Here is a 23,853-nt window from a genome sequence, read left to right as displayed (position 1 = left end):
AGTTTTTCACTGAGTTACCCAAACTTCGGTATTTCAATTATGGTCACTTTATCTGTCAATAAATCAGTGATTTCTATAGTGATAGTGTCACTATTAGACGATAAAATATCAATTTGATAATCGCCACTAATAAAAGTACTATCTTCAGCATTATTAATGACCGCACTTTCACCTAATACTGTATCTTTATATTTTCGGACAATATCGCTGATAGTTGCACGTTCAATGGCATTGGCTACTTTTTCCTCAAAGCTTTTCGTACTTTGCGGTGCCTTATGTTTATTTTGGCCTTGCGCTTTACCTAACAAAAAATTGCCGTTTAATGGGCTGCCACCAAAACTTGGGTTAATGGGTTTGTAAACCAATTCAGAACCCGATGTATAACCACTTACGCTAATGCTAATCACTAACGCCAAAATTAACTTCTTCATTATTACTACCTTTCTGATTCTATTAATGACTACCAACCATCTCCAGCCATATCAAGACTATCCTGTTGATATTGAGACCTTTTCATGGCATCAATCAATATAAATATCGCTTGTTCTACTTTTTCTTTAACAGGTGTTTGCCGGCGGCCAAAATGGGTAACATAAATGGTTCGACCATTCAGCCTAAGGCTAAGTCTAGTACCTGCCCTTGGTACAAGTTGCTCAATTATTTGCACATTGATACCTTGCGTATTAGGAATATCTCGCCATAACTGACTGAACTCATGATAAAAATCATGACCTAAACGGCTCTTCGTATTATCAAGTAGCAAACCACCAATTTCGACTTCGCTAGTCGCATGGCAAAAAGAAGTAAATAACAGGGTAATAGCTACCAACAAGGAAGATATATATTTAGTCATATTATGATAGAAAAAAGGGGCCATAAGCCCCTTATTCAAATACCTATTAATTGCAATTATTGCTGAACAATAACAGCAGTATTCCAATCACCTAGTTGGGTAATAGAAACTACACCTGAATCACTGATAAAGGAGCCTTCAACAATGTTGCCATTACCTATTTGGCTGATATTAAAGGTAATATTGTTGCCACCGATGAGCATGGTGTCACCACCCTCGCCAGTGATTAAGTTTTCATCTCCTATTTGCTCGATACCAATTTGATGGTTGCTACCTTCAACTAAAATATCTAATGAGTTCAGCTCACCTGTTTGATCAATATCAATGGTATTTGCATTACTATCAATAATCGTACTCAACATAACTACAGCGTCATTAGCAAAACCTGTTTGAGATATATCGATATCATTTTCGCTGGTAAGTAACTCATTATTCTCAGCTGAAGCTTGCACAACAACAACATTTTCACTACCTGATTGCATCACGTCAATGTCGTTATCATCACCATTAAAGTTCATCACATGGCTTTCGTTTAAGTCACCTACTTGCACAGAGCTGTACTCATTATTCATACCAATAGTAGCAATGTAACTAATATTGCTGTCGCCTACTTGGATGAAATTAAAGTCGTTATCATCACCAATGGCATCAAAGCTGGCACTGTTGCCATCACCGTTTTGCATGACATCTACAGAGTTAGACATCCCTGTATATATCGAAGATTCAACGATGTTGTCATTACCTTCTTGGTCGATAGAAATTTCTTTTTCATCGCCCTCAATTGAAGCAATAGTAATCTTATTTCGATCGCCTTCTTGTTCAATCGATAACTCATTGGCATCACCTTCAATCGAAGAGATAGTTGTAACACTCCAATAGCCATCTTGAGTCACTTCAATGGCATTGTCATCACCGACAATACTCGTTAAGTAGCTCTCATTCCATTCACCATCTTGCACAATATCAATAGTATTATTAGAACCCGTTATTTCTGAGTTAATAGCCCAATGACCGCCTTCACCTTGGTCAATAACAACTTCATTACCATCACCAACTATTTCGTTGATCGCACGATTACCAAAACCTAAGTAACCCACACCTAGCTGAGTCACTTCAACGCTGTTTTCATCACCTGTGACGTTATTTTCAGTTTCGTTAATTTCACCATCTTGTGCAATGTAGAGCTCATTATTATTGCCATTAAAAGTACCAACGACTAGGTTGTCAGTGCCTATTTGAATGATTTCAGCGACATTACCTTCACCTATTACAGTAAAGTCCGTGCCGTTTACATCACCTTCTTGAAAAATAGTCGTTTCATTACCAACATTTGAACCTTCGCTAGAAGTTTGTGACAAGATAATCACATTACCTAAGGCATTAACCATCAGATCTGATTGAATAGCAGCTACTGATTTTTCTTCTTTCGCTGCTTCAGCCGCAAAAGCCGTTTGACTTAGACCGAGTGCCATAACAACAGCACAAGTGATTATTGATTTATTAAAATTCACAATATATCCCTATTCTTTTTGTTTTATGTAAGCAAACAATTAACTCACAAAGATTATTTTTAATAGATAAGCAGTTTATGGTTTTAACTGCTAGTGTCGTTTTCATCTTTCCATAGTAGTTTTAACAACAATAACCAATGGTATGGTTAAAAAAACAAGTAGTATTATTAAGATAATTTTGTCGTGTTATGCAAAGGTTTTATGGTAAATACCTTTATCTATATCACTGTAGCCAACTGACCTTATCGATGGATATAACACCTAACTTAATTGGTGTTATTTCGGCTTTTCACAATCACTAAACAATTATAAATAAGCACTTCATCTAGATTCTCCCCACAAACCTAAACAATCCAAACATAAGCTAAGTTAGCTTTAGTTCGTTGCGTTAAAAACTCTACAACATTCTGTTAACAATAAATATCACCCTATTTTAGTATTCCAATTTAAAGCTATTAAAACAGATAGATAAACGATAAACATACAAAATCCCTAAAGAGAATTGTAGATTGAAAATCAAAAACCAATACAAAAGGACTAGTAAAGTCACTCTAATAACTACTAAATAAAAAGTAGTAAAAAAGTAGTAAAAACCATTAGAAACGCCACTTAAAGTCATGAAAAAGTCGTGTTTATCCGCTTTCTATAGAAACAAGCCTATTTTTATGATTAAAGTAATGACGTTGCACAAATCCATAGTAAGTAGAAAAGTTAAAATAAAAGCATACTGCCTAGTAATTACCCCCTAGGTTAAAAATACTTTAAACATGATATTAATTAAAACATGGAGCAAAAAATGAAAGCAAAATTATCAGCGCTAACATTAGCGTTAATACCTGTATTGGCGAATGCATCAATAGAGCTCAGCTCAGCACAAAGCCCTAGTTATAAGTCAGACTCTATTATTGTTGTCTATAAAGACACTGCATCTAAACTTGACCGACGCAATGCTCGTAGCATTGTCCAAGCAAGAATTTCGGACTTAAACAATGATGAAATAGATGATAAATATCGCAACTTAAAAAAAGGCCGCATAGCGAAATTCAGCCTTAATGGTGTTTCAGTAAAAAATGCCCTTGAAAAGCTGCGTAAAAATCCAGCGGTGTTATATGCAGAGCCTGACTATATTGTTACTGCCAGCGTAACGCCTGACGATACTAGCTTCGCTGATCTTTGGGGTATGAATAATACAGGTCAAACAGGTGGTGTAGCAGATGCTGATATCGATGCGCCTGAAGCATGGGATATCTCAACAGGTAGTCATGATGTGATTGTTGGTGTTATTGATACTGGTGTTGATCATAGCCACCCCGATTTAATGGCAAATATCTGGACTAACCCTGCAGAAATCGCAGGTGATGGTATTGATAACGACGGTAATGGCTATATCGATGATATTCATGGTATCAATGCTATTACCGGTATTGGTGATCCTATGGATGATCAAGGACACGGCAGTCACGTTTCAGGTACTATCGGTGCAACAGGCAATAATGGTTTAGGTGTTGTTGGTGTTAACCACAATGTTTCAATTATTGGCTGTAAATTCCTTGATTCATCTGGCTCAGGTAGCCTTTCAGATGCTTTAACCTGTATTGATTATTTTGTTGATTTAAAAAATAATGGTGTAAACGTACGTGCAACCAACAATAGCTGGGGTGGCGGTGGTTTTAGCCAAGCACTTTCTGACGCAATTACTTCATCTGAACAAGCGAATATTCTATTTGTTGCAGCTGCAGGTAACAGTGCTTCTGACAATGATGCACAAGCAAGCTATCCTTCTGGCTATCCACATGACTCAGTACTATCCGTCGCCAGTACAACGCATACTGATGACATGTCTGGTTTCTCACAGTGGGGTTTAACCACAGTTGATTTAGGTGCGCCTGGCTCAGACATTCTATCAACAGTACCAGGTGGTGGCTATGCTTCCTTTTCAGGTACTTCAATGGCTACGCCACACGTAACTGGTGCCGCAGCGCTAGCATGGTCAGTGAACCCTGAACTAAGCGCAGTTGAAATGAAAGCGTTATTGATGAGCTCAGGTGATGATAACGCCGCACTTGCCGGAAAAACTGTATCAGGTAAACGCTTAAACGTTAGAAGTGCACTTGAAAATGCCGATCCAACCCCTGGCTTCACACTATCACCAACACCTGGTTCAAGTGTTATTACAGCCGGCGAAACAGCGATTTACAGTTTCGATGTTGGTTCAATTGCCGATTGGACTGGCGAAGTTAATCTAACTTTAGCGGATTCATTAGGTGGCGCAACACTATCAACCGATACCGCAACGCCTGGAGCTACATTTGAATTAACAGTGCCAACCACAGCTGAAACACAATGGGGCGAATATAGCTTTACGGTAACAGCAACCAGTGGTGATTTGGTCAAAGAATCTACCGTTCGCTTAATGGTTAACCCACAAGGTTTGAATGAGTTTACTTACACTAATGACACCCTTGTTAATATTCCAGACAACGATGCTACAGGTATAACGTCAAGCATTAATGTTTCCGATGATATTACCGTATTTGCCTCTGATATTTATGTAAATATCACTCACACTTGGATTGGTGATTTAACGGTTATGTTAACTTCTCCTGCAGGTAGTACTGCAGCATTACACAGTGGCTCAGGTGGCAGCAACGATAACATCGATAGTACCTTTAGTTCAGCTGCATTCAATGGCGAAGTAGCAACTGGCGACTGGGTATTAACTGTTAGCGATAATGCGGCAGCTGACACCGGAACACTAAATAATTGGGCACTTACCATTACTGGTCTTGGTGAAGCACTACCGAGCGCACCAGAGGTTAGCTTTACTTATGAAGCTGAACAACTAACCGCTACCTTTACTGATAATAGCTCTGATAGAAATGACGATATGGTTAGCTGGGACTGGAACTTCGGTGACGGTACAGTATCGACTGAACAAAATCCTGTGCATACTTTCGCAGCAACGGGTAACTATGACGTTACTCTTACCGTGACTGATAGTGAAGGCTTAAACAGCAGCGAAACTATGTCGGTAAGTGTATCATCAGCCAATATTGAAGCTGCGGTTAAACGTGCATATAAATCTCGTTTAGGTCGCTTACGTGTTGATATTACTTGGCAAGGTACTACAGCTGATATGGTAGATATCTTCCGTAATGGTATAAAAATTGATACCGTTGAAAATGCGGGTATTTATCGTGACCGTGAACGTCGCATAGATGGCAACCAGTTTATTTACCAAATCTGTGATGCAACATCTGCATGTTCAAATGAAGTAACCGTTAACTTTTAACTTTTACTTAAGAGCTGCTTAATAATATAACTGTTATCAAGCTATGCTCTGGCTAACAGTAGCCGCTAATAAAAATCCCTAACAATTAAAACTGTTAGGGATTTTTTATCTTCAAAAATAAATTGACTGCTAACTTGGCAAAACTAAGAAGTACTTATTCATACTTAGCCTTACCTAACTTTAGCTTACATTACTTAGTATTAGCTGACATTCGCTAGTTTGATTACCATAAGTCAACAAGCTACAAAACATTAAACATCATCTTCGATGTTATCTATGCCTTTAGTGCGATCTATACTATCGAGTTTATGATGAATGGCCGCTTTAATCATCATATAGCCACTGATCGGTGCCGTTAGTAAGAGAAATAGCGAGATAAGTATTTCTTTAGCACTAAATCCTGCTTGTGTAGAGCTAAAAAAGATCATTGAAGCAGTTAACAATAATGCCATGCCTAAGGTTGTCGCTTTAGTTGGACCATGAAGGCGCATAAAAAAATCAGGCATTTTCACTAAACCAATAGAGCCAACCAGTACAAAAGAACCACCAATTAATAATAATATTGAAATAATCCATTCAATCATGAGCTAAGTTCCTATTCTATTTTCTATTCGAATTTTCATTCGTCTTTTTATTCGTTTTTTATTCGGCTATCTATTCGACTATCTATTCGATAATATCGCCGCGTAGCAGGTACTTACATACTGCTACTGTACTGACAAATCCTAGCATTGCTATTAACAGCGCGGCTTCAAAATATAATGCCGTGCCCATACTCATGCCGTACAAGATGATCAAGGCAATGGTATTGATATACATAGTATCGAGTGCAAGTATCCTATCGGGGACAGAAGGGCCGATTAATAAACGCCATACATTTAATAATAACGATAAACCTATCATGGCAAAGACAATTAAAATCACAGTTTCTAGCATTGGAATATCTCCTTAAGAGGCGCTTCATAACGTTGCTTAATTGTTTTTATTAAGGCCTGTTCATCTTCAAGGTTTAACACGTGTATCAGTAAAAAACGTTCTTCTGGTTCTTTACCTTCGGTTAAACACTCTCGCCAAGGGTACACTTCAGCACTGACCGTGCCCGGTGTTAATGACACTGTACTCGCCAAAATAGTAATAGGCATATCATGTGTTAAATCTAGCGGTACCTTAACAAACCCAGGGGTCAATTTTTTATTAGGACCTAATATCAAAATAGCAACCTGAACATTGGCCGTAATGATGTCATATAGAACCAGCATTAAATGACGAAACGCCAAACCGGGTTTTAGAATTAATGGCTGCTTAGTCCTAAATGGGCTAGTCGCCAATGGAATAACTATGGCTAAAATAACAGCTAAGACAATATGCCCTGGTGAGACACTGTTATTCAATAATAACCAGACAATAAATAATAACAGGCTCCTTAAAGGAGTCGGTAGCCATCTAAATTTTGCTTCTAAGCGCATTTGTGACCGCATTAATGACCTCCTGAAAGGATAACGTTAATATTGTTGTTAAAGTCATGTAATTGGCTAGCTGCGCCAATTGCATACTCACTTAATGGTCCAGCAAAAATAGTCATCAATGGCGCACCAGCAATAAGAATAATCAATGCCGCTAGCTGTGCAGGGTGAACGCGGCTTTGCTCAGCACTCTCAGTTGCATTACTTTCTATGAGTGAGTCTTGATGATGCCAAAAAACAGTACTGCCAGCTTTAGCCACACTAAGCAATATTGCTAAACTTACCAATAAATAAAGCGGCCAAAAAACAAAAGTATATTCAGCATCTAAGGTTGCTTTCAGCAGCCATACTTTACCAATAAAGCCAGACAATGGTGGCATACCTATTACTGCAATAGCAGCAACCAAGAAGCAAACACCTAACAACCTTGGCTGAGCCACAGGAGGACCGGCAGTAATACGGTCAGCAACTTCACCACGTTGACGGCCAATTAAATCAGCTAACAGGAATAGTGCTGCAGTAACTAACGTTGAATGAGCTAAGTAATAGATAGCGGCAGAACTGGCTTCAACGGTTTGTACGGCAACCAGCGCCACTAAAGTACCTACCGATACAATCACCAAATTGGCGGTTAATTTCCTTAAATCTTTACTCGCTAAGACACCCACTCCGCCCATTGCAATAGTTGCCATTGCGAACCACCACATCCAAGTTTGCGCCATATGACTCAACTCACCGGCTTCATCGCCAAAAATTAGCGTATAAACACGCATCATTGAGTAAACGCCGACTTTTGTCATAATGGCAAATAATGCCGCGACAACAGGCATAGCGGTAGCGTAAGTATTGGGTAACCATAAATGTAGCGGTAACAAAGCGCCCTTTAAAGCAAACACCACCAGTAACAACAGTCCACCTATCTTAGCTAGATAGACATCATCACCTTGTAGAAGTGCCACTTTCTGCGCCATATCAGCCATATTAAGTGTACCTAAGACACCGTATAGCACACCCAGAGCAATCAAAAATATTGCCGAGCCGACCAGGTTCAAAATCACATAGTGTAAGGCTGCGCGGGTATTTCTTTTGTCTCCGCCATGCATTAATAATGCATACGAGGCAATAAGTAACACTTCAAAAAATACAAATAAATTAAATATATCACCGGTTAAAAATGCACCATTTACACCTAAAATTAAAAAGTGCACTAAAGGATGAAAGAAGCTGCCTTTTTCATCATCTCCCGCACTGGCATATAAAACACATACTAGACCGAGTAAGGCAGTTAAACTTACTAACAAGGTAGATAACGGATCAGCTACCAGCACAATACCAAAAGGTGCGCTCCATTCACCGATTGCATAAACTTGAGTGCCATCGGCTTGAACTTTTAGTAATAAAGCCAATGAAACTAAAAAGGTGATTGTGCTTAGTACTACAGACGTAACTCTTCTGCTGGTTATATTCTTACCAAAAAGTGACGTTAATAAAATAACACCTGCCAACATAGGCAATAAGACAGGTAAAAAGGCTAAATGCTGGGTCATACTTTAACCTTGTTATTATTGTCGTTGTTGTGGTTTTTTGTGTCGGGCACCTGACCATCTACATGGTCGTTGCCTAAATCTGTTCGCCCTCTGATTGCTAAAATAACCACAAAGGCTGTCATGGCAAAACCGATAACAATAGCGGTCAACACTAGAGCTTGCGGCAGTGGATCAGCATATTCTGTACTGGTGCCAAGTACCGCAGCTTGGTTAAGGCTAAGTCGTCCAGAAGAGAAAAGAAATAAATTAACCGCGTAAGAAAACATAGTTAACCCTAAGACAACAGGGAAAGTTCTAGAGCGTAAAATTAAAAATACGCCACAAGACACTAAAACGCCAACGCTGGATGCGTAAAGTAATTCCATTAAATATTTACCTCTTTACTAGGAGCATTAGCCGGCTCATTTGCAGTTAATTTACCGAGACTTGCCAAAATCATTAAGGTAGAGCCGACAACCGTAATATAAACACCAATATCAAATACCAAGGCACTGGCAAGTTCAATTTCGCCAATAAAAGGAATATCAAAGTATTCAAACCAAGTAGTCATGAAAGGTCTGCCAAAGAACCAACTGCCAACACCAGTCAATAGCGCAATAGCAATGCCTGAGGCAATAATTTTGCGATAATTTATGGTTAAGCGCTCAGCAATCCAGTTTGAGCCATGCGCTATGTACTGCAAAATAAAGGCTACTGCGGTCACTAAGCCAGCGATAAATCCACCACCGGGCATATTATGGCCACGTAAGAAAATATAAAACGATACCAGTAATGCTAACGGTAGTAAGGATTGAGAAATACTAGCCAATAACACCGGGTAGCGTTCTTTCGCCCAAGGCCGCCCTTCACTATCAGTAGCAGGAATATATAACGGTAAGTTAATTAAAAGCTTGTAAATACCCAGCGCGGCAATACCTAATACACAAATTTCACCTAGGGTATCAAAGCCACGGAAGTCCACCAAAATAACATTAACAACGTTAGTACCACCGCCACCTGTTTTAGCATTTGCTAAGAAAAAGTCTGAGATTGACTCAAGTGGACGGGTAATTAATGCATAACAAATACTCGCAATTACAATGCCTAAACCGGCAGATATGCCTAGGTCACGCAACACACGCATAGAGCTAGATTCTTTTGGCGAGTTCTGTGGTAAGAAAAACAATGCCAGCATAAGTAAAATAACGGTGACTACTTCAACGGTTAATTGGGTTAAGGCTAAATCGGGTGCTGAGAAGCGAGTAAACGCGATAGACACCATTAAACCCACGACTGAGAGCATCAGTAATGATATCACTCGTGTGCGATACCAAATCACGGTACTAATTGCACCTATCATTAATAATGCTGCCCCCATCGCATTATGAACATCAACCGGAGTCAGGGGTTTTTGCCCGCTTAACTGATTCATTTCAAATAATGGCCAGCCAGCAAAAAATAACACCACGACAAACATCAACACTAAATAGCGTTGTAAAGAGCCATTTTCTATAGTGTGTATCTTAACTTGGCACCATTTAGTCAGCGCACTAATACTATTATCGAACAGTTTTTTACCGTTCAAAGACGGCAATGAAGCATGAAATTGAAACAAATAATGTCGCTGGGTATACATCAACAAACCACCGCTTACTGCTATCGCGCTCATCAATAGTGGTAAATTAAAACCATGCCATAAAGAAACTTCAAACTCAGGTACATAGCCACCGAGTACAGCAAAGGAAGCTGACTTTAAAATGTCGTCGATAACAAAGTTTGGCACTATGCCCACCACTAAACATAAAACAACCAGTATTTCGATTGGCAACCGCATGTATCTTGGTGCCTCACTGGGTTGTTTGGGTAAATCAATAGGGTCGCCATTAAAGAAAACATCATGAATAAAGCGTGCTGAATAAGCCACCGCAAAAGCCCCTGCAATAGTAGCAAGAACTGGAATAAGCCAAGACATGGAGCCAAGCAACTGTTGATGTAAAGTTTCAGCAAAAAACATTTCTTTCGATAAGAAACCATTTAACAGTGGCACACCAGCCATCGCCGCTGCCGCAACCATTGCCAACGTAGCGGTATAAGGCATAAATTTCCACATACCATTGATTTTTCGCATATCACGGGTACCGGTTTCATGGTCAATAATACCGGTTGCCATAAATAACGAGGCTTTAAAAGTTGCGTGATTGATTATATGGAATATCGCCGCTACTGCCGCAAGCTTGGTATCCAAACCAAAGAGTAAGGTGATCAAACCTAAATGACTAATGGTCGAGTAGGCTAATAAACCTTTTAAGTCATGTTTAAATAACGCTACATATGCGCCAAACAATAATGTCGCTAGCCCGGTTAAACTGACAATAATAAACCATATATCAGTACCCGCTAAAGCCGGATAAAAACGCGCTAATAAGAAAACCCCTGCCTTGACCATAGTGGCCGAATGCAGGTAAGCACTGACCGGTGTTGGTGCAGCCATCGCATGTGGTAACCAAAAATGAAAAGGAAATTGTGCTGACTTAGTGAAAGCGCCAAGTAGTATTAATATTAAGGTTACTTCATACCAGTCATGTGCTTGAATAATATCTCTGCTGGCTAAAATAATATCTAAATTATAACTACCAACGATATTCCCCAACAACAGCAAACCAGCTAATAATGCTAATCCACCACCACCGGTTATAGTTAAAGCCATTATTGCGCCATTACGCGCTTCTGCTTTATGCCACCAATAACTAATTAACAAAAATGAGCTAATACTGGTAAGTTCCCAAAAGAACCACAGCTGGATGACATTATTTGACATAACAATACCCAGCATCGCCGTCATAAATAACATCAGATAGGCATAAAGCTTAGGCATAGAGTCATTACTACTGAGGTAATAACGGGCATAAAAAATAACTAATATGCCAATGACTAATATCATAAATACAAACAGCAGCGCTAAGCCATCTAAACGAAAAGCGATATCTATACCTAGTAAAGGGATCCAGGAAAATGTTGATCGAATAACTTCGCCAGAGAAAACAGCAGGCGCTAAGCTAATCGTCATTAATAATGCGGTGATTGGCATTAACAACGTCAAACCAGTAGATTGATTACGTGTTAATTTACCCGTCATTGAAGAAATAATACTGCCAAGTAAGGATAACAAGGGTATCCAAAGCAAAGTCATAGAGTTAACCTTTTTTATTTTTCTAGCTAGAAGTAATCATATCGAAAGATATAACGCCATAATATGTCACAAAGGATAGTACTGGCAAACATTATCGCTATGTATATTTGTAACGCTTTTATCACGCTACAACACAGGAATACTGACTAAAGTCTAAAAATAATTCGGATAATTTAACTTTTCACGTCAAAAATTCAAATAAACCCTATATTTCACTAGTCTCTCTACCTGCATTAAGTGTAATATTTAGCGAAAGAAGCGGTAATAAATTCACGGGTGACTAATGAAAAAGCTTGATGGCATCGATTTACAAGTATTAACCATACTATATGATGATGCAGATATTACGAATAAAGAACTTGCAGCCCAAATAGGTATTGCCCCCTCTACGTGTTTAGAGCGAGTAAAGCGCCTAAAGCAAAGCGGTGTTATTAAGGGTGCGTTTATCGATGTTAACTTAAAAACCATTGGCGGTAATATCGAAGCCATTGCAGCTATACGTTTGCAGCCTTATTCAGAAGAAATAGTTAATAGCTTACGTGATGATTTATTGATGTATCCCGAAATATTAAATTTATACCACATGGGTGGTAGTTATGATTACTACATTCACATGTCGGTTAAAGATAGTGAGCATTTACGCCAGTTTGTTTTCAAAAACATCACCTCACGCGAAGAAGTCACTACAGTAGAAACATCACTGGTGTTTGATCATAGCCGCAGTGGCGTACTGCCAAATTTTGACGAGTAACAGCTTTAATTTTATACCATAAAAATAAAGCATAAAAAATCCCGCTGTTATTGTTTAATAACGCGGGATTTTTTATTATCACAGAGCTAATACTTAAAGTATTAACATAATGATTTAGCTTTTCAGGTCATCAAAGAACCTTTTAACACCATCAAAAAAACCAGTTTCTTTTGGACTGTGTTTTTTACTGCTATTCGCCATTTTCTCTTCTAATTGACGTAATAAGTCAGCTTGATCACCTGATAAGTTAACAGGCGTTTCAAGAACCACTTTACACATTAAATCACCGGTAGTAGAACTACGTACTGACTTAACACCTTTACCACGTAAGCGGAACATTTTACCTGTTTGTGTTTCTTTCGGAACCTTCAGCTTAACCTTACCGCCAAGTGTTGGCACTTCAATGTCACCACCTAAAGCAGCTGTTACAAAGCTAATTGGCACTTCACAATATAAGTGATTTTCATCACGAACAAATATCTCGTGGTCACGTACATTCACTTGTACATACAAGTCGCCTGCAGGGGCGCCATGCTCACCCGCCTCGCCTTCACCAGATAAACGAATTCTATCACCGGTATCAACACCTGGTGGAATTTTAACTGATAAAGTTTTAGTTTTCTCAACACGGCCTTGACCGCGACATGAAGTACACTTCTCGGCAATAACTTTACCTTTGCCACTACAAGTAGGACACGTTTGCTGTACAGCGAACAAGCCTTGACGCATTTGTACTTGGCCGTGGCCGTGACAAGTGCTACAAGTCTTAGCCGAAGTGCCTCTTTTAGCACCAGAGCCGTCACATGGATCACAACTAACATAGGTAGGTACTTTAATTTCTAAGCTTTTACCCTTAACCGCAGCTTCAAGTGTTAAATCTACGTTATAACGTAAATCTGAGCCACGTTGCTGGCGTTGACGTCCACGACCACCGCCGCCAAAAATATCGCCGAAGATATCACCGAAGTCTTGGCCAAAACCACCACCGCCGCCACCACCGTGACCACCTTGTTCAAAAGCAGCATGACCATATTGATCATAAGCAGCACGTTTTTGATCGTTATTGAGGATTTCATAGGCCTCTTTAACTTCTTTAAACGTCTCTTCTTTAGCCTTATCACCTTGGGTACGATCTGGGTGATACTTCATTGCTAACTTTTTATAGGCTTTTTTGACTTCTTTCTCAGTGGCGCTTTGGCTAACCCCTAGAGTTTCATAATAATCACGTTTTGACATAAATCTGTTTCTTTACTTCAAGTTGATTGAGGCTAATTTTCTTCATTTCTCCGTGATTTATTCTATTGTCACGATAAAAAATCAAGAAAATCAGCACCAAATAAAAATTATTTTACTAATGCTTTACACACAAAAAGCGCCGAGAAATATCGACGCTTTATTTTTCTATACAAGTACAGATGACATAGCTTAACTCTTTTACTCGCTAAGATTAAGTTATATCGCTTTAGTTCAAGAAGAAGGCACAGAGCGTATGACTATACGTGAGTACCTTCGCCGCAGAAATTAAGCGATATAACGACAGCTAAGCGAATAAAAAATTAATTACTTGTCGTCTTTAACTTCTTCAAACTCAGCATCTACTACGTCGTCTGCAGGTGCGCCAGCATCAGTTGCTTGATCAGCACCTTCTGGAGCAGCTTGTGCTTGTTGCTTAGCTTGAGCAATTTCCATTAACTTAGCTGATGCTTCCATTAACGCTTGAGTTTTTGTATCAATCGCTTCTTTATCATCAGATTTAACTGCTTCTTCAAGCTCAGTTAATGCTGTTTCAATTTTCTCTTTGTCTTCTGCTGGTAACTCTTCGCCCGCTTCTTCGATTTGCTTGCGAGTGCTATGAATCATGCCATCAGCTTGGTTACGTGCAGTAACTAACTCTTCAAACTTAGCATCGGCATCAGCATTTGCTTCAGCGTCACGTACCATTTGCTCTACTTCTTCATCAGATAAACCAGAAGAAGCTTTGATAGTGATTTTTTGCTCTTTACCCGTATTTTTGTCTTTAGCAGTAACATGCAAGATACCATCAGCATCGATATCGAAAGTTACTTCGATTTGCGGCTGTCCACGAGGAGCAGCAGGAATACCTTCAAGGTTAAATTGACCTAAAGATTTGTTAGCTGAGGCTTGCTTACGCTCACCTTGACAAACATGTACAGTAACAGCAGATTGATTATCATCAGCAGTAGAGAAAGTTTGTGATTGCTTGGTTGGAATAGTAGTATTTTTATCAATAACATTTGTCATCACACCACCAGCAGTCTCAATACCTAAAGACAAAGGTGTAACATCAAGCAACAATACATCAGTTACTTCGCCAGAAAGAACACCGGCTTGAATCGCAGCACCAGAAGCTACTGCTTCATCTGGGTTAACATCTTTACGAGGTTCTTTACCAAAGAAGTCAGTTACCGCTTTTTGTACCATAGGCATACGTGATTGACCACCAACTAAGATAACATCATCGATGTCACTTACTGATAAATCAGCATCTTTAAGCGCCTGTTTAAGCGGTACTAAAGTTGCTTTAACCATGTCTTCAACAAGAGACTCTAACTTAGCACGTGTTACTTTAATGTTCATGTGCTTAGGACCTGAACCATCAGCCGTGATGTAAGGTAAGTTAACATCCGTTTGTTGTGCTGAAGAAAGTTCACATTTCGCTTTCTCTGCCGCTTCTTTAAGACGTTGCATTGCAAGAGGATCAGACGTTAAGTCCATGCCTTGGTCTTTTTTGAATTCAGCTACAAGATAGTTGATTAAACGGTTATCGAAATCTTCACCACCTAAGTGAGTATCACCATTAGTCGCTAATACTTCAAAAGTATGTTCGCCGTCCATTTCATCAATTTCAATGATTGAAATATCGAAAGTACCACCACCTAAATCGTATACCGCAATAACTTTATCGCCTTCTTGCTTGTCCATGCCGTAAGCAAGAGCAGCAGCAGTTGGCTCGTTGATAATACGTTTAACATCAAGACCAGCAATACGACCAGCATCTTTAGTTGCTTGACGTTGTGAATCGTTAAAGTAAGCAGGAACGGTAATAACCGCTTCAGTTACTGTTTCACCAAGGAAGTCTTCCGCTGTTTTTTTCATTTTCTTTAACACTTCAGCAGATACTTGTGGTGGCGCAATTTTTTCGCCCTTTACTTCAACCCAAGCATCACCGTTGTCGGCTTTAACAATGCCAAATGGCATAATTTTAATATCACGTTGGGTTTCTTCGTCTTCAAAACGACGACCAATCAAACGCTTGATAGCATATAAAGTGTTTTCAGGGTTAGTTACTGATTGACGTTTAGCAGGTTGACCTACTAATATTTCGCCTTCAGCCGTATAACCAATGATAGAAGGAGTTGTACGATCGCCTTCTGCATTTTCAATAACACGTACACTGTCGCCGTCTAATACAGCAACACATGAGTTAGTTGTTCCTAGGTCAATACCGATTATTTTGCCCATCTTGGGAGCTCCTATTCATTAGTCTTTATCTGGAAAAGATAAAGTAATATTAATTAAATTGTTTGTTGAATAGTAAGTGGGGTCGGCGAAATGCTTTTCAATAGATAACTTTAAAAAACTTTCTTTTATGTTGAAATATAGTGAAAAAAAATTTCGTAAAATAACAAGCCTTGAGGTTTACCCTGCTCGCAGGGAAGCGTACAACGACAAATAACATTAACGTCATCAGAGTAATTTTTTACCTTACTTGTCTTTAGCTTTAGTTCGAGTTATTGACTTAAGGCTAATTTATCCAGATATATAAATTTTAATGATGAGGGTCACAGTTCATAATTTAAATTTTAATTATTTCTTTTAATGCTAATTCAAGGCGAGGGTCGGCTTTATTGGAGCTAGACGTTTTAAAAATGATTTCATGTTTTCTATTAATGAAGAATGTTGTCGGAGTACCTCGAACATCATAAAGTTCAGCAACCTCCTCTCCCATTACCGCCGTGATAAAAGAATAACCTCTACTGTTAATTTCATCTTGGGGCAATGTTCCTTCATCTTCTTTAAAGCTAATGGATATTAACTCTACGCCTTGTTCTTGATATTTTTTTTGTAACTCGACCAAGGTGGGTTGAATTTTTTTACAATAAGGACACCAAGTAGCCCAAAAATGGAGAATAACTGGCTTGTTTTTATATTGGGCTAAACTAATTAGCTGCCCGTCTTGGGTTTTTAGCTGCCAAGGTTTTGCTGTTTCATAGGCTTGCAGACTAAAACTGATGACAATTAAATAGCTAATAAAAATATAAGATACGGTTCTTAGCAGTTGATTCATTATAAAAATCACGAATAAAAGAATGGTATGGTATGGTAAAAGACCTGCTTTTCGCCAATATCTTTCAGCGTGATTCATACATAAAAGTGTGTAGGTAAAAAGTACATATAAAAAAAGCAAAGGCATAGACCTTTGCTTTTTTATTTAAACAACGTTAACTCGTTTAAAATAATAAGTTAACGCTATCTGTTAATACTCTTGTTAAAAGAGGGTGTTAAGCCGTAGCGTCAACAATCGGTGCCGCTTTAGATACCATCACCATAGCTGGACGAATTAAACGACCATTAAGCTCATAACCTTTTTGCATTACCGCAATAACTGTATTTGGCGCTACATCTGGAACTTCTTGCATAGACATGGCTTGATGAAGTTCAGGGTTAAAAGGTTGGTCTTTTGGATCAACCGCATTTACTCCAAATTTTTCTAATGAGGAAATTAAACCTTGCAGGGTTAATTCAACACCTTCGATAATACCTTTGTTACTTTCATCTTCTTTATCGATACTTTGTAAAGCACGTTCTAAGTTATCAACGCTTGTTAACATTTCACCGGCAAATTTTTCTAAAGCAAATTTACGTGCTTTTTCTACATCTTGCGCTGCGCGACGGCGAATATTATCAACTTCTGCCTTAGCACGAATAACCGAGTCTTTTTGATCGGCAACAGTAGATTTTGCTGCAGCTAACGCTAACTCTAACTCGTTAATTTTTTCTTGCTCAGCACTAATCACTTCAGCAACAGGCTCAGCCTGCTCTTCTACTTGTCCTTCAACTTGCTTTACAATGTCATCGGCTAATTGCTCAGCATTTAACTCTTCTTCGTTGTTTTTTGACTCTGTTGTCATGGAATAAACCTCAATTTGTGTAACTAATGCAAACATTATGGGGGCTGTGAAAAAGGATTCAAGCGTGATTTAATACATTTTATAAAAAAGTGAACTTTACAAGCGGATAAAATCCAGCGAAACTGCCCCTATACCTAGCAAACTAAGTAAATAATCGTTATGGCTCAATTATATAAAACTATAGGCCTTATTGGCAAACCAAATCACGATGGTGCCAGTGCCACAATAAAAACCTTACATGACTATTTATTAGCTAATAAATATCACGTGATTGTTGAACAGTCTGTAGCACAATCACTCGATATAAAAAATATGACCATCGGTAAATTAACCGACATTGGTGAGCAAGCAGATTTAGCCATTGTTGTTGGTGGTGATGGCTACATGCTCGGCGCTGCTCGGGTGCTTGCTTGTTTTGATATCGGAGTTATTGGCGTGAACCGCGGTAACTTAGGTTTTCTAACCGATCTTTCACCTGCTGAAATTATCGAACCGCTAGCACAAATACTCGCGGGTGAGTCTCGCAGTGAACAACGTTTTATTATTGAAGCTGAAGTGTATCGCCATGGCAAACTGAAAAGCTCAAACAGTGCCGTTAATGAAGCGGTACTGCATGCCGGTAAAGTTGCCAGTATGATCGAGTTTGAGGTTTATATTGATGGTAGCTTTATGTTTAGCCAGCGCTCTGACGGCTTAATAGTGTCCACTCCAACTGGCTCAACGGCTTATTCAATGTCTGCTGGCGGACCTATTTTAACTCCTAACCTTAATGCACTATCACTGGTACCAATGTTTCCGCATACGCTAACCAGTCGTCCTATTGTTGTCGATGGTAATAGTGAGATTAAATTGATACTCGCCAATGATAACCATGAAAATTTACAAGTAAGTTGTGATGGTCATGTGATTTTATCGGTAATGCCTGGCGATGAAGTTATTATTAAAAAGAGCGAATGCAGTATTCGCTTAATTCATCCCCTTGATCACAATTACTTTAACGTATTAAGAAATAAATTAAGTTGGGGTAATAAACTCTATTAGCCCGTTTTATCTACTCTACAGATAAATAACGGTTAGACACCTATCAAAAAATAAGCCAATAGTTTCAAATAAGCTTGAATAAAACTCAGTTACTGTATAAATTAACAGGTACTGGTTTTGTATTCATGCTAAAGGTTAACTATGCTACTGCAACTTAACATTCAAAATTTCGCCATTGTCCGTTCATTAGATATTGATTGGCAAGCGGGCATGACGACAATTACCGGTGAAACTGGCGCGGGTAAATCTATTGCCATTGACGCCTTAGGTTTATGTTTAGGTGACCGAGCAACAACCAATATTGTTAGGCCAAACTGCAAAAAAGCCGATTTAGCAGCAACCTTTGAAACAAAAAAAAATAAAATGGCGAAAGCTTGGTTAAAAAAGCATGAGCTTCTTGCCGAGCATGACAGCGAATGTATACTGCGCCGCGTGATATCAGCCGAAGGCCGTTCAAAATCTTATATCAATGGCAGCCAAGTGCCCTTGGTGCAATTAAAAGAAATAGGCCAACTATTAATTAATATCCATGGCCAGCATGATCATCAACTTATTGTTAAAGCCAATCAACAGTGCCGTTTACTCGATAACTTCGCTAATCATCCAAGGTTACTTAGCGAGGTAAAACATTACGCGCAACAATGGCATAAACTCAATAAAGAACTAGAAATGTTACAGCAAAGTAAGCAACAACGCGAAGCTGAACAGCAACTCATTCAATATCAAGTCACTGAACTTGATGAGTTTTCTCTTCAGCCAGATGAGTTTACCACGCTAGAAAAAGATTATAAAAGGCACAGTAACGCCCAAGATTTGCTCGATTCAACGCTAAGTTCACTACAGATTCTCTCTGAAAATGATAACTTCAATATTTTGGACTCACTTCGAGAATGTAGCGAAAATATCAGTTCCATCGCGCGGGTTGATAATCAATTAAACGATGTCGCCACTATACTTGCTGACACACTCATTCAATTAGATGAAGCAAATAACGACTTAAAACACTATTACCAGCAATTAGAGTTAGACCCACAAAGTTACGCCATTATTGAAGAACGTTATTCCACCGCTTTACAATTAGCGAAGAAACATCAACTGTCTCCAGAAAAACTAGTTAACTTTCATAGTGAATTAAAGCAGCAACTTGCTTCAATATCGGGTGATGAAACACGAATTAATACCATTATTGAAGAGTTAGAACTGACTAAACAGCATTATTATGAAAGTGCAGCTGCCCTATCAGCTTCAAGAATAAAGTCAGCGCAAAGCCTGAGCAAGCGGATAAGTAAAAGCATGCAAGAGCTAAATATGCCCCATGGTCAGTTTTATATTGCTGTTGAGAGTAATAAGCTACAAGACAATCACACCCCGAATGACTGTAATAAAGGCAAAGAACCTATCAGTACCAATGGTGCTGATAATATTAGTTTCCAAGTGAGTATTAACCCAGGTCAAGCACTTGAGGCTATGCACAAGGTTGCTTCAGGTGGAGAATTATCACGTATCAGCTTAGCCATGCAGGTAATTCTGGCTGATAAAGTTATTACCCCAACATTAATCTTTGATGAAGTGGATGTTGGTATTAGCGGTCCAACAGCTGCCATGGTCGGTAAAAAACTACAACAGTTGTCGAAAAACACCCAAGTTATTTGTGTCACTCATTTACCACAAGTGGCTTGTAAGGGTCATCAACAACTTTTTGTCAGTAAAACAACCGATGGTGAATTAACAGAAACCCATGTAAGTGAACTAAGTGAGTCAAACCGTGTCAAAGAAATTGCTCGCTTGTTAGCTGGTGATAAAATATCACAGCACAGCTTAGCAAATGCACAAGAGCTATTAGCTAGCTAACTGCATTTATCTGCGATTGGCTTCAATAAAATGAAGCCGCTAATAACAGTAATATTTTTACTTTCAATAGCGTAGTGTAAATAGCGTTTTTTTAACTGATGTAATAATACCAAACGGATTAATTAATTGACCAACTTAGAGCTGCACTAGCGAGCTTAGAACAAACAAAATGGATTAAACATAGTTATTCTATATTTCATACATTTTGTGATGTTATCAGTTTGCTAATGAGCTCCCGAAGGGCGAGTACCTAATAAAAGGTAAAGGCTTACATGCAGCGTTATTGATTTTGATAAGGGAATAACCATTATCTTCAATCAATGCCTTGCCTCTAAGCCTTTTAATTCTCGCTAAGTGAGCAAAAAATCAGTCCGATTGGTATAAATAGCTTTGCATCCAAGCTGGGCTTGGGTATTATCCCTGCTCACACTTTTAGCCTATTTTTTAGCGCTACTTTAAGGTAAATAAATTTTATGTATTTTCGTGTTGCCATTGTTATCACAGCCCTGACGTTATCTGCCTGCTCTAGTTGGGTGTATCGCTACGATGTTCCACAAGGAAATTACCTTGAGCAAAAAAGTATTGATAAACTGCAAGTGGGTATGACCAAGGAGCAAGTTAAGTTTATTCTCGGTAGCCCGGTTGTTGTAGACGCTTTCAATGATGATACTTGGAATTATATCTACAAGTTGAAATCTGGCCGAAGTAAAAAATTCGATAAAAGAAAACAGTTCACCATTAACTTTTCCGACGACAAATTAATTTCAGCTTCCGGGGATTTTAAACTTTCTGAAAAGTTTAATACCCCGTTCAATGCGCCTGCAGAACAAGCAGAGCCGGCCAATACCAGCAAGTTCAGCACAGAGCAAGCTGATGCTGTAGAGGTTAAGCCGATGGAAGATAAGGCTATAGAAAGTAAGCCTGCTGAAAACAAAGAGACGCTTAATAATTAGCATTACTTTTAATTAAGCTAATTTAGCAGAGATTAAAATCTTGCAACAAAAAACGGCATTTATGCCGTTTTTTATTGTCTGAATATAGCGGTTATTGAATCACTATTTCTTTGCATCTACCCGTAGTGGGTTAACCCGACCACCGGTGGTTTTATCCGCTCGCCCTTCTAATTTAGCTTTCTCTGCACGACGCTTCCTTACATCTTTAGGGTCTGCAATCAGCGGACGATACACTTCAATTCTATCAAGATCATTTACCGTATCAGTTAGCTTTACTGCTCTATTCCACACGCCAACCTTGTTTACCGTTAAATCAATTTCAGGAAATAAATCGATTATTCCTGATTCAATAACGGCTTGCTCTACTGTTATACCAGCAGCAAGTAATAAGGTTAATATTTTCTGTTTATGCGGAACACCATAGACAATTTCTATGGTGATTTTATCATCTATTAATGCATCATCAGCACTATTTAACGCGGAACTAGCTAAAGTCATAATGAGACATTAACTCCGTATATCTCTTTTGCTCGTTGAGTAAACACTTGCACTAAGCTGTTACTAAAGTGACCAAAGACTTTACCGAAGGCTAATGAAACAAGTTTATTTGAAAACTCATACTCTAACTCTAAGCTTATTTTACAAGCTTCGTCTGACAAGGGTGTTAGTAACCAATAGCCTTCGAGGCTTTTAAAGGGTCCATCAACTAAAGATAGTTTTATTTTTTCATTAGAAACCATAGTATTTTTAGTGGTGAACCATTTACTTAAACCGCCCTTAGATACAAGTAAAGCTGCGGTAACCGTATCTTCATCTTGAGAAATAATTTTACTGTCATTACAATCAGGTAAAAAAGTAGGATAAGCGACAATATCATTTATCAACCGATACATTTGATCAACACTGTGCATAACTAACGCACTACGACTTATGGTTGGCATTCTCTCTCCACCTTTTTTCACCTATTGGCCAGCAAATAATGGCACTATCATAACAAAATGCAGCTAAAACCGCATTAATCTGGTCATTTTTATAAAAAACACTAATTTGCCATGTAAATAAGCCTTTATGTCGGTATAATCACCGCGCTTGCTGCTTGTTATAGCAACGATAAATGGAACAAAAAATGGCTAAAAAGAAATCTAAAAATAAATCCAATAGCAATACTATCGCTTTAAATAAAAAAGCGAGGCACAACTACAGCCTAACTGATAAGTTTGAGGGTGGTATGAGCTTGCAAGGTTGGGAAGTAAAGAGCATAAGAAGTGGTAAAGTTAACATCTCTGATTGTTACGTCCATGTAAAAAACGGTGAAGCCTATTTATTAGGATCTGAAATATCGCCACTTAATGCCGCCTCTAGTCATGTGGTATGTGATCCAAATCGTGATAGAAAATTATTACTTAATCGTAGAGAGTTAGAGAAAATTACTGCTGCTGTTGAACGTGACGGTTACTCTTTGATTGCAACCGCGATGTACTGGAAAGCCTGTTGGGTAAAACTCGAATTTTATCTGGGTAAAGGTAAAAAAGATCATGACAAGCGCTCCGACATAAAAGACAGAGAATGGGCTGTTGATAAAGGCCGTTTAATGAAGAATAAAAATTTAGACCGTTAAATTGATTATTTAGATAAGTGGTTAAAAATTACCACGTTGTCTATTCATGTTTAGCGTTGTATAATGAGATTATAGGCATATCGAGTCTATGATAATATTAGAAATAGTATTAGCAAAATAGAATAGAAAAAAGTACAAAAGTAAACTTTGGGGCGGATCTAGGATTCGACAAGATTCATGAAACCCAAGGTGCATGCCCAGGGGCGGTTTGCCTGGTAAAAAGCCGTAAAAACTATAATTGCTAACGACGATACGTTCGCACTAGCCGCTTAGGCTAGCCATCGCCTTGAAATCTCTCCTATTGGTTAGAGGATCGATGGTCACCCCAAATAGGATAGCGAGGGAAGCACGCTTAAGGCTGAACCGCGAAATAGTATTAAGCTCACCATGACGAAGCCTGTCGCTTGGCGTCTAATTGGTTAAATAAATAAGCGACTAAGCATGTAGTACCGAGGATGTAGGCTTTTTGGACGGGGGTTCGATTCCCCCCCGCTCCACCAAATATAAGCGTTTGATTTTAAAGAAATTTAAAGTCAAACGCTTTTTTTTTGTTGTTTTGTAGATCAACTCTATGGATCAACAATCAATATGTACCTTTCAAAAAATAGAAATAATACTTACTACACTAGAGTAGTCCTCCCCAAAACACTT

The 23,853-nt window shown here is 38.7% G+C and carries 21 protein-coding genes and 1 other RNA gene; 7 read left to right on the top strand and 15 right to left on the bottom strand.

From position 1 onward, the window contains the following. Positions 1 to 14: 14 nt before the first annotated feature. From HRT50_RS00420 to HRT50_RS00410, 3 genes are read right to left on the bottom strand one after another with little or no spacing between them, the layout of a single operon-like run. Positions 15 to 431, bottom strand: coding sequence for a curli assembly protein CsgF (locus HRT50_RS00420; protein ID WP_291610194.1), 417 nt, complete (start codon positions 429 to 431; stop codon positions 15 to 17). A gap of 29 nt (positions 432 to 460) precedes the next feature. Next, on the bottom strand, positions 461 to 877 hold the full coding sequence (locus tag HRT50_RS00415) for a CsgE family curli-type amyloid fiber assembly protein (RefSeq protein WP_291610192.1): 417 nt from the start codon (positions 875 to 877) through the stop codon (positions 461 to 463). Between the two features lie 32 nt (positions 878 to 909). After that, the gene (locus HRT50_RS00410; RefSeq protein ID WP_291610190.1) at positions 910 to 2,364 is read right to left on the bottom strand and encodes a curlin repeat-containing protein; all 1,455 of its coding nucleotides are present in this window, start codon (positions 2,362 to 2,364) and stop codon (positions 910 to 912) included. Between the two features lie 796 nt (positions 2,365 to 3,160). Between HRT50_RS00410 and HRT50_RS00405 the strand changes: the two genes are divergently transcribed. Further along, the gene (locus HRT50_RS00405; protein WP_291610188.1) at positions 3,161 to 5,656 is read left to right on the top strand and encodes a S8 family serine peptidase; all 2,496 of its coding nucleotides are present in this window, start codon (positions 3,161 to 3,163) and stop codon (positions 5,654 to 5,656) included. A 251-nt stretch (positions 5,657 to 5,907) separates the two neighbouring features. Here HRT50_RS00405 and HRT50_RS00400 read toward each other — a convergent pair whose 3' ends face one another. The 6 genes from HRT50_RS00400 to HRT50_RS00375 form a co-directional block, all read right to left on the bottom strand. Beyond that, positions 5,908 to 6,240, bottom strand: a complete 333-nt coding sequence (locus HRT50_RS00400; RefSeq protein WP_291610186.1) for a Na+/H+ antiporter subunit G — start codon at positions 6,238 to 6,240, stop codon at positions 5,908 to 5,910. Positions 6,241 to 6,322: 82 nt separating this feature from the next. Beyond that, complete coding sequence (locus HRT50_RS00395; RefSeq protein ID WP_291610184.1) at positions 6,323 to 6,592, bottom strand: K+/H+ antiporter subunit F; 270 nt, start codon at positions 6,590 to 6,592, stop codon at positions 6,323 to 6,325. Continuing rightward, positions 6,586 to 7,122 carry a Na+/H+ antiporter subunit E gene (locus HRT50_RS00390; protein WP_291610288.1) on the bottom strand — a complete coding sequence of 179 codons (537 nt, stop codon included), beginning with the start codon at positions 7,120 to 7,122 and terminating at the stop codon, positions 6,586 to 6,588. Before HRT50_RS00390 ends, HRT50_RS00395 begins: the two co-directional genes overlap by 7 nt. A gap of 11 nt (positions 7,123 to 7,133) precedes the next feature. Beyond that, positions 7,134 to 8,666 (bottom strand): monovalent cation/H+ antiporter subunit D, encoded by a 1,533-nt coding sequence (locus HRT50_RS00385; RefSeq protein WP_291610182.1) that lies wholly within the window; start codon positions 8,664 to 8,666, stop codon positions 7,134 to 7,136. Beyond that, positions 8,663 to 9,031, bottom strand: a complete 369-nt coding sequence (locus HRT50_RS00380) for a Na+/H+ antiporter subunit C (protein WP_291610180.1) — start codon at positions 9,029 to 9,031, stop codon at positions 8,663 to 8,665. The genes HRT50_RS00385 and HRT50_RS00380 overlap by 4 nt, the downstream gene beginning before the upstream one ends. Further along, on the bottom strand, positions 9,031 to 11,835 hold the full coding sequence (locus tag HRT50_RS00375) for a monovalent cation/H+ antiporter subunit A (RefSeq protein ID WP_291610178.1): 2,805 nt from the start codon (positions 11,833 to 11,835) through the stop codon (positions 9,031 to 9,033). The genes HRT50_RS00380 and HRT50_RS00375 overlap by 1 nt, the downstream gene beginning before the upstream one ends. Positions 11,836 to 12,118: 283 nt before the next feature. Between HRT50_RS00375 and HRT50_RS00370 the strand changes: the two genes are divergently transcribed. Continuing rightward, on the top strand, positions 12,119 to 12,586 hold the full coding sequence (locus HRT50_RS00370; RefSeq protein WP_291610176.1) for an Lrp/AsnC family transcriptional regulator: 468 nt from the start codon (positions 12,119 to 12,121) through the stop codon (positions 12,584 to 12,586). Between the two features lie 114 nt (positions 12,587 to 12,700). Here the strand turns inward: HRT50_RS00370 and dnaJ are convergent, their stop codons facing one another. From dnaJ to grpE, 4 genes are all read right to left on the bottom strand, one after another. Beyond that, complete coding sequence (gene dnaJ / locus HRT50_RS00365; protein ID WP_291610174.1) at positions 12,701 to 13,822, bottom strand: molecular chaperone DnaJ; 1,122 nt, start codon at positions 13,820 to 13,822, stop codon at positions 12,701 to 12,703. 324 nt (positions 13,823 to 14,146) lie between these two features. After that, the gene (gene dnaK, locus HRT50_RS00360) at positions 14,147 to 16,069 is read right to left on the bottom strand and encodes a molecular chaperone DnaK (protein WP_291610172.1); all 1,923 of its coding nucleotides are present in this window, start codon (positions 16,067 to 16,069) and stop codon (positions 14,147 to 14,149) included. A 334-nt stretch (positions 16,070 to 16,403) separates the two neighbouring features. Then, positions 16,404 to 16,895 (bottom strand): TlpA disulfide reductase family protein, encoded by a 492-nt coding sequence (locus HRT50_RS00355; protein WP_291610171.1) that lies wholly within the window; start codon positions 16,893 to 16,895, stop codon positions 16,404 to 16,406. 214 nt (positions 16,896 to 17,109) lie between these two features. Beyond that, positions 17,110 to 17,739, bottom strand: a complete 630-nt coding sequence (grpE, locus tag HRT50_RS00350; RefSeq protein WP_291610169.1) for a nucleotide exchange factor GrpE — start codon at positions 17,737 to 17,739, stop codon at positions 17,110 to 17,112. Between the two features lie 159 nt (positions 17,740 to 17,898). Here grpE and nadK point away from each other — a divergent pair, with 159 nt between their 5' ends. From nadK to HRT50_RS00335, 3 genes are all read left to right on the top strand, one after another. Then, positions 17,899 to 18,780 carry an NAD(+) kinase gene (gene nadK, locus HRT50_RS00345; RefSeq protein WP_291610167.1) on the top strand — a complete coding sequence of 294 codons (882 nt, stop codon included), beginning with the start codon at positions 17,899 to 17,901 and terminating at the stop codon, positions 18,778 to 18,780. A 141-nt stretch (positions 18,781 to 18,921) separates the two neighbouring features. Continuing rightward, on the top strand, positions 18,922 to 20,631 hold the full coding sequence (gene recN / locus HRT50_RS00340; protein ID WP_291610165.1) for a DNA repair protein RecN: 1,710 nt from the start codon (positions 18,922 to 18,924) through the stop codon (positions 20,629 to 20,631). A gap of 473 nt (positions 20,632 to 21,104) precedes the next feature. Further along, a complete protein-coding gene (locus HRT50_RS00335) occupies positions 21,105 to 21,584 on the top strand; it encodes an outer membrane protein assembly factor BamE (RefSeq protein WP_291610163.1) in 480 nt (159 codons plus the stop codon). Between the two features lie 102 nt (positions 21,585 to 21,686). On the opposite strand, the gene HRT50_RS00330 is transcribed toward HRT50_RS00335, so the two are convergent. Next, positions 21,687 to 22,082: an RnfH family protein gene (locus tag HRT50_RS00330; RefSeq protein WP_291610161.1), complete on the bottom strand. Its 396-nt coding sequence runs from the start codon at positions 22,080 to 22,082 to the stop codon at positions 21,687 to 21,689. Then, complete coding sequence (locus HRT50_RS00325; RefSeq protein WP_291610160.1) at positions 22,079 to 22,525, bottom strand: type II toxin-antitoxin system RatA family toxin; 447 nt, start codon at positions 22,523 to 22,525, stop codon at positions 22,079 to 22,081. Before HRT50_RS00325 ends, HRT50_RS00330 begins: the two co-directional genes overlap by 4 nt. A 185-nt stretch (positions 22,526 to 22,710) precedes the next feature. On the opposite strand from HRT50_RS00325, the gene smpB reads away from it, so the two are divergent. Then, positions 22,711 to 23,202, top strand: a complete 492-nt coding sequence (smpB, locus tag HRT50_RS00320; RefSeq protein WP_291610157.1) for an SsrA-binding protein SmpB — start codon at positions 22,711 to 22,713, stop codon at positions 23,200 to 23,202. A gap of 149 nt (positions 23,203 to 23,351) precedes the next feature. Beyond that, positions 23,352 to 23,702, top strand: a transfer-messenger RNA (tmRNA) gene (gene ssrA / locus HRT50_RS00315). Positions 23,703 to 23,853: the final 151 nt, after the last annotated feature.

This window comes from Colwellia sp., assembly GCF_013215345.1.
Taxonomy (GTDB): domain Bacteria; phylum Pseudomonadota; class Gammaproteobacteria; order Enterobacterales; family Alteromonadaceae; genus Colwellia.
This window is presented reverse-complemented; position numbering and strand designations above follow the sequence as displayed.